Raw genomic sequence first — 7,582 nt, 5'->3', positions numbered from 1 at the left:
GTGTCTCGGATGTGGTTCTCGAGTTCGCGTGGGACGGCGAGATGTCGGAGGCGGTTCAGGACGCCCTCGCGAAGATCGACCTGCTACGGCTTCCCGAGGACGCAGAGCGGCCCCTTATCTTGCGCTTCGACCCGAGCCTCGACCCGGTGATGGAGCTCAGCCTATCGAGTGCGCGCAGTGACGCGACCGGGGAGCCGGAGCTGCGGCGTCTCAGGCGCATCGGTGAGCTGCAGGTCAGGCGGGCGCTCGAGCCGGTCAAGGGGGTTGCCGCGGTGCGCGTGCGAGGCGGCCTGGAAGAGGAGATTCATATCCTGTTGGACAGCGGCAAGCTGCAGCGCACCGGCCTGGCGACCAGCGATATCGTCGATAGGCTGCGGCAGGAGAATATCAACTTGGCGGGTGGTACCCTCAAGGAGGGTCGAACCGACTACCTCGTTCGCACGATCAACGAGTACCGCAGCCTGGAGCAGATCGCCGACACCTTGCTGCAGTGGGTAGATGGCCGAGAGATTCGCGTACGTGACGTCGGACAGGTGCTCCTGGCGCACAAGGAGCGCGAGCTGATCACGCGCACGGACGGCACGGAAAGCGTACAGATCGATATCTTCAAGGAGGCGGACGCCAACATGGTCGCGCTGTCCGAGCGCATCCACGATGCGCTCGGGTCGCCCGACGCCAGACCCAGGATACAATTGCCCGGCCAGCGCTCGCCCGGCGCCGGGCGCCGCGGTGGCTTTCGTGGCGGCCGCGCCGGCGCAGCCATGACGGCGGGCTTGGCTGCTCATCTCAAGCAGCGCGAAGATGTACTGATCCGGGTCGTCGTGGATCGCTCCGTCTTCACCGAGAGCGCTATTCGGGAGGTCCGCAACACGGCGGCCGTTGGCGGCCTGCTCGCGGTCGTGATCCTGTTCGTGTTTCTGCGAAGCTTCAAGAGCACGCTCATCGTCGCGGTCAGCATCCCCGTATCCATCGCCATGACCTTCGCCCCTCTCGGTCTCTCCGGTGTCAGTCTGAACATCATGTCGCTGGGCGGCCTCGCGCTTGGAATCGGCATGCTGGTGGACTCGTCCATCGTGGTGCTCGAGTCCATCCATCGCTGCCGTCAGGAGGGCGATGCGACGGTTGCCGCGACCGTGCGGGGAACCAACGAGGTGCGTGGTGCCGTGGCCGCATCGATCTTCACGACAATCGGCGTGTTTCTACCGATGGTCTTCGTGGAAGGTGTGGCGGGCCAGGCCTTCGCTGATCTGGGACTGGCCGTCGTGACCGCCCTCTCAGCCTCGTTGCTGGTGTCCCTCTTTTTGATCCCGATGTTGGCCAGCCGCGAGCCGCTGTCGCAGCGTGCGCCGGGCTCCCACGCGTTGCGTTTCAGGGAGCTTCACAGCTGGCGGGCCTTACGGAGCGATGTGGCCGGCCTTGATGGACCGCGCCGCCTGGCACTGGCCCCCTACCTGGTGCTGCGCCTCGCCGTGGGCGCCGTGCTCGAGCTCGCGGCCAAGCTGCTAGGCGCCGTGCTGTTCGCCTTGGTTTGGGTTTGCATGGGGGTGGTCGTGGCGGGGCTCGGGCGGGCGCTGGGCTCGCTTCTGCGCCTTCCCATCAAGGCTGCCGACGCCGCCCTGGCGGCGATGGCCCGACTGTATCCGAGGATCTTGAACTGGTCGCTGCGTAACCCGGCGCTGATTTTAGCGTTGACGGGCTTGTGCATGCTGGCAACGTACGAAGGTGCGATGGCGCTGGAGAGCGAGCTGCTGCCCGAGGTTCACCAGGGGGAGTTCAGCGTCGAGCTCGCCTTGCCGGTAGGTACGCCGCTCGAGGAGAACGACGCCGTGCTGAGGCCACTCGAGCAGGCGATCCTGGCGGAGCAGTCCCTTATCGAAAGGCTCAGCGTCACGCTGGGTTACGATGCAGCCAACTCGCAGCGTTCCGACGAAGGGGAGCACACCGCCCGCTTCAAGTTCTTGCTGCGTCCGACCGGCGACAACGCACGTACGGAGGCCGAGGTCATCAGGCGGCTTCGGGCTCGTTTTGCCGAGATTCCAGACCTCAAAGCACGCGTCGTGCGACCTGTCCTCTTCAGTTTTCGTACGCCCGTCGAGGTGCAGATCTACGGCGACGATCTCGCGATGCTGAAGCGTGCCGCCTACGGTGCTCGCGATGCGATGCGCACGATGCCCGAGCTGGCGGACGTCAAATCCACCCTGCAGAGCGGGGCGCCCGAGGTGCAGATCGTCTACAACCGTGACCAGCTGATGCGCTACGGGCTCGCCATCTCCGAGGTGGCGAACCTGGTACGAGACGAAGTCAAGGGGCGGATGGCCACTCGCTACAACCTCAGGGATCGTCGCGTGCCCATAGTTGTCCGGCTGGCGGAGCAGGATCGGTCCTCGGTTGGCGACATACGTGAGCTGGTCGTAAACCGAGGTCATGAACGCCCGGTTCGGCTGGGCGCGGTGGCGAAAGTCGAGCTCGGGGAGGGTCCGAGCGAAGTCAGGCGGATCGACGGCCATCGGGCGGCCGTCGTCCGCGCGAGCATCGGCTCCGGCTCCCTGGGCAGCGCGGTCAGGGCACTTCAGGTGCGTTTGCAGGGTGCCTTACAGTGGCCGGACGACGTGAGCTTCGAGATCTCCGGGCACAACAAGGAGTGGGAGCGCAGCCGCAGCAGCCTGCTGCTTGCTCTGTGCCTATCTATCTTCTTGGTCTACGTAATCATGGCCGCGCAGTTCGAGTCCTTGCTGTATCCCTTGATCATTCTGTTTACGATTCCGCTTGCGTTCGTTGGAACGGTCCTCGCCCTGCACGCGTTCAAGATCAACCTTTCGGTGGTGGTGTTCCTCGGGATGATCATGCTGGCGGGCATCGTCGTGAACAACGCCATCGTGCTGGTCGACTACACGAACCGGTTGCGGCGCCGGGGGACCGAGCTGGGTCTTGCGGTTGTCACCGCGGGAGGGGTGCGTTTGAGACCTATTCTCATGACGAGCGCCACGACCGTGCTGGGCCTGCTGCCGATGGCTGTGGGACTCGGCGACGGGGCCGAGATTCGCACGCCCCTGGCGATCGCGGTCATCAGCGGCCTGGTGTCCTCCACGGTGCTGACGTTGATCGTGATCCCGACGCTCTATTTTCTCGTGGATCGAGCGATCGCGCGCATCTTCCCGGCGCGCGCGCATGCCGGCGCTCCGGCGCAATTCGAGGGCGGGGGTGTGTGAGGGACGATGCGCGACGCGCAGAGCGCCTGGCGAGACAGGCTTCCCAGCTTTTCGCTTGATCGACGGATCTCGGTCCTCGTTCTTGCCGGCACCACGATCGTCGTCGGGATCATCACGGCGTTCGGACTGCCTCTCGAGCTGGTGCCACGAGGCTTCGAGCAGCCGTCGCTGAGGGTGCGCGCACGCTGGCGCGATGCTCCTCCGCAGGAGGTCTTGGACAAGATTCTGCTGCCGCTCGAGGAGGAGCTCTCGACGGTCCGAGGCCTCAGCGAAATCGATTCCAGAACCATGGCGAGGGGCGGACGCGTGTCGCTGAGCTTCAAGCAAGGCACCGACATGGACGTTGCTTATCGTGAGGTACGTGACCGCATCGAGCGCGCCAAGGCACGCCTGCCGAGCGACGTCGAGCGCGTGCGGATCGAGAAGCACGACGCATCCGGCATCCCGATAATGATGCTGGGTCTTGCCGTGGATCCCGAGCTCAAAGATCCCTACGAGCTCATCCAAAAGGAAGTCGTCTTGCCCCTGTCGCGTGTCGACGGGGTGGCAACGGTCAGCGCCGGAGGCCTCCAGCAAAAGGAGATACTGATCGAGCTCGACCGCTCGAAGACGGCCGCTGCAGGGCTCAACATCTACCAGCTCGCCCAAGACCTGGCGCGCGACAACTTCTCCCTGGCAAGCGGAACGGTACGGGAGGGGGAGCGCAAGCTCTTGTTGCGCTCGCTTGCGCTGTTTCCCGATTTGAGCGCGCTGCGATGGCGGCTGGTCAGCCCCAGCGTGCGGCTGCAGGACGTGGCTGACGTTCGCTACGCGGTACCGGAGCTTCCGTGGCGGGTCAGGGTGAACAGCAAACCGGCCCTCGCCCTGCGCGTGATGAAGGAGGGGCAGGCGAACACCATCGCGGTCAGCCGTGCCCTGCGGCAGGAGTTTCAGCGGCTCTCGCGCAGCCCCAGACTCCAGGGCCTGGAGATGGCGATCCTGTTCTCGCAGGGCGCCGTTATCAGGGATTCCCTCGACACCCTGGTGACCAGCGGCCTTGTGGGGGGTGTATTCGCGATAGTGGTGCTGTTTTTCTTTCTGCTCCGCTTCCGCATGACCCTCGTAATCACGCTGTCGATACCACTCAGCATGCTGATAGCGATCGCCGTCATGTACTTTGCGGGGGAGACGTTCAACGTGCTTTCGCTGCTCGGGCTGATCATTAGCGTTGGCCTCCTGGTAGACAACTCGGTGGTCGTTGCCGAGAACGTCCACCGCCTGCATCAGTCGGGCACACCGCTCAGACAAGCCTGCATTCGTGGCGCCGGGCAGATCGCGCTCGCGATCGTGCTGGCCACGCTTACGACGGTTGTGGTCTTTCTTCCGGTCTCGCTCGTGGAAGGCAAGGCTCAGTTCTTGCTCCTCAGGCTTTCGTTTCCCGTCTGCGTGTCGCTGATCGCATCGCTGTTCGTTGCGCTCTTGGTGGTGCCTCTCGGCGTGTACATGACGCTCGGCAAGGTCCGGCGGCCGCAAGGCGGCCTTGTTTCGAAGGCTCGAGCCGCTCTGGAGCGGGTGTTGAGCGGCGCGTACCGGTTATCGGTGGGGCGGCTTGGCGCGCTCTACGTACGGCTGTTGGCTTTCTTTCTCAGGAGACGACTCGACCTGGTACTGCTCCTCGCGGCGGTGTTCGTGCTCACGGTGCAAGGTCCCGGGGCCAGTGTCGGGGTGGTTCCGGTGTCCGACGACGACCGGCGTACGTTCGAGATCGAGATGGACCTGCCCGGGAGCCTGAGCGTCGACGACGCGGCGGCGTTCTTCGCACCCATCGAACGTGCGCTCGAGCGGCTGCGGCCCGAGCTAGGTCTCGAGGGTTACCTCGTCGTCTATGCCGCGAACTGGGGCAAGGTCGAAGGCTGGCTTCCGGCCCAGGCACCGAAAGGCGTGCGCGAGGCTAGAGACCGCGTAATCGCCGCGCTGCCCGACACCCCGGGAGTCAAGTACTACACCGGTACGGACGAGGAAGACGAGGAGAAGAAGTCCAGCCAGGTGATCGTGCTGTTGGGGGACGACCACGAACAGCTTGCCGAGGTCGGCGCGCAGCTGAGAGCCCGCTTGTCCGAGGTCGACGGCGTAGTAGGTGTCAAACGCTGGGGCGAAAGGACCCCCAACGAGCTCGGACTGCTGATCGATAGGGAACGCGCGCAGTGGCGGGGAGTGAGCCCGCGAGTCATCGCGGCAGTGGTCGGCTATGCGCTGAGGGGGCAGTCCTTGCCGAGGATTCATCGCGCCGGCAGCGAAATCCCGGTGCGAATCCGTTTCCGCGAGCAAGATCGCGACAGCCTCGAGAAGCTCGAAGACTTCGCCGTCCCCACGGCCTCCGGACAGGCAGCCAGGCTGTCGGCGTTGACCCATGTAGAGTTTCTTCGCAGCCCCAAGCAGATCTTCCGGCGCGGCAAGCGCATCGCCTACCGCATTGCCCTCGACCTCAAGCAAGGCGAGGAGGACCTGACCAGGGAGCGGATCGCCGAGCGGCTCGAGGGCTTCGGCCTGCCCGAGGGCATTGTCTTCGGTAGCGGTGACTCAGGCCGCGACGCAGACGAGGAAGACATGCAGGCGATGCGTTTCGCCGGCGTCGTGTCCGTCCTATTCATCTACTTGCTGATCGGCTTCCTGTTCGAGAGTTTCGTCTTGCCGCTGTCGGTGCTCGTTACCATCCCGCTGGCCAGCGTTGGAGTGATCTGGCTGCATTTCGCGACCGGACGGGACGTGGACTTCCTGGGGGCCGTCGGGGCCGTGCTGTTGATCGGTGTCGTCGTCAACAACGGCATCGTGCTGGTGGACTACATAAACCGCCTGCGCAGGGAAGGGCGCGCTCGTACGGAGGCGTTGCTGCTGGCGGCCGAGCGCCGCTTCCGGCCGATCCTGATGACCGCAGGCACCACGGTTTGCGGCATGCTGCCGGTGACGCTTGGCGACTCGAGCAGCATGAGCTTGAGCTACAAGAGCTTCGGGCTCACGCTCATCGGCGGTTTGACGACCGCGACCGTCCTGACGCTGTTGGTGGTACCCGTCTTCTACACGCTGTTTGACGACGCTCGTGCCGCGGTCGGCGCCACCGTGCGCGCTGCGTGCAGTACCACCCCGCGAGCGAGCAGCAATGCCGGTTGACGAGCCGTTGCCATGCCGGAGCTACCCGATATCACCCTGTATCTAGAATGCCTGGCGCCCCGGGTGCTGGGGGAAACGTTGCAGCAGGTCCGCCTGCGCAGTCCGTTTCTCTTGCGCACAGCCGACCCACCGCTCGACGCCGCGTGCGGCAAGCGGGTCGTGGGCCTGCGTCGCCTGGGCAAGCGCATCGTGTTCGAGCTCGACGGCCACGTCTTTGCCGTGCTACATCTCATGATCGCCGGTCGGCTCCGCTGGCATGAACAAGGCTGTGCGATCAAGGGCAAGACCAGCCTTGCAGCGTTCGATTTCTCGTCCGGCACGTTGCTGCTCACCGAGGCGAGCCCGAAGAAGCGTGCCTCGCTGCATCTAGTTCGAGGCGAGCCGGCCCTTCGCGCCATGAATCCAGGCGGTCTCGAGGTGCTGGACAGCGGTCTCGAGGACTCTTGTGAGGCGGTTACGCGCACAAACCACACGCTGAAACGGGCGCTCACCGATCCCCGGATTCTCAGCGGTATTGGCAATGCCTATTCGGACGAGATCCTGCACGCTGCACGCCTTTCTCCCATCAAGCAGACCAGGACCCTTACCCAAGAGGAGCTTGCGGAGCTCCATCGTGCCGTGCAGGAGGTCATGCGTCAGTGGATCGGTCGACTGCGGGAGGATCTGCCAACCTCCGGTTTTCCGGAGAAGGTCACCGCGTTTCGGCCCGGCATGGCCGTGCACGGCCGATACGGTAGGCCTTGTCCACGTTGTGGTGGCAAAGTGCAGCGTATCGTCTATGCCGCAAACGAGACCAACTACTGTCCCCCGTGTCAAACCGGTGGCAGGCTGCTCGCGGACCGTTCGCTTTCTCGTCTCCTGAAGAAGGACTGGCCACGCACGCTTGCCGAATTGGAGGAACAAATGGCCAGCAAGCGCGCATGACCCTCCGCGTTCACTGGGGGGAGCGACCGATAGTCGAACGGGTCGTCTCGATGTTGGTCCGGCTTGGGGCTTCCTGAACCCCCGCAAGCCGTGGCGCGAGGGCTATACGGCATGTGCAGCAGATGTTCACTTTTCCCTTCCGCGGCGCCCCGAGTCACACCCAGGGCTATCGAGTTCTCGGTGCAGTCCGTTTTTCCGGCGCGGGTGAACGCGGCCGGGGACGCTTGGGTCAGCAACTTGGACAATAGGGATGGAAAATGATCGTGACTCTGTGTGCAGATGGTAGCTGGCGGGTCGAGTTG

Annotated in this window: 3 protein-coding genes; all 3 read left to right on the top strand. The window is 64.5% G+C overall.

Going from position 1 to position 7,582, the window contains the following annotated elements:
- Nucleotides 1–3,209 (top strand): efflux RND transporter permease subunit (locus tag MJD61_02620; GenBank protein ID MCG8554173.1); only part of this gene is annotated, 3,209 nt, incomplete at its 5' end.
- A gap of 6 nt (nucleotides 3,210–3,215) precedes the next feature.
- Nucleotides 3,216–6,356 carry an efflux RND transporter permease subunit gene (locus MJD61_02615; protein ID MCG8554172.1) on the top strand — a complete coding sequence of 1,047 codons (3,141 nt, stop codon included), beginning with the start codon at nucleotides 3,216–3,218 and terminating at the stop codon, nucleotides 6,354–6,356.
- Nucleotides 6,357–6,368: 12 nt separating this feature from the next.
- Entirely contained in the window at nucleotides 6,369–7,280 is a 912-nt protein-coding gene (locus tag MJD61_02610; protein MCG8554171.1) for a formamidopyrimidine-DNA glycosylase, read from the top strand.
- Nucleotides 7,281–7,582 lie beyond the last annotated feature (302 nt).

The sequence above is a fragment of the Pseudomonadota bacterium genome (assembly GCA_022361155.1).
Lineage (GTDB): Bacteria > Myxococcota_A > Polyangia > Polyangiales > JAKSBK01 > JAKSBK01.
The sequence above is the reverse complement of the archived record's forward strand: the minus strand, read 5'-3'. Positions and strand labels throughout refer to the sequence as shown.

Coding starts and splice junctions, on each gene's coding strand:
- MJD61_02615 (MCG8554172.1), top strand. CDS start 3,216: ATGCGCGACGCGCAGAGCGCCTGGCGAGACAGGCTTCCCAGCTTTTCG.
- MJD61_02610 (MCG8554171.1), top strand. CDS start 6,369: ATGCCGGAGCTACCCGATATCACCCTGTATCTAGAATGCCTGGCGCCC.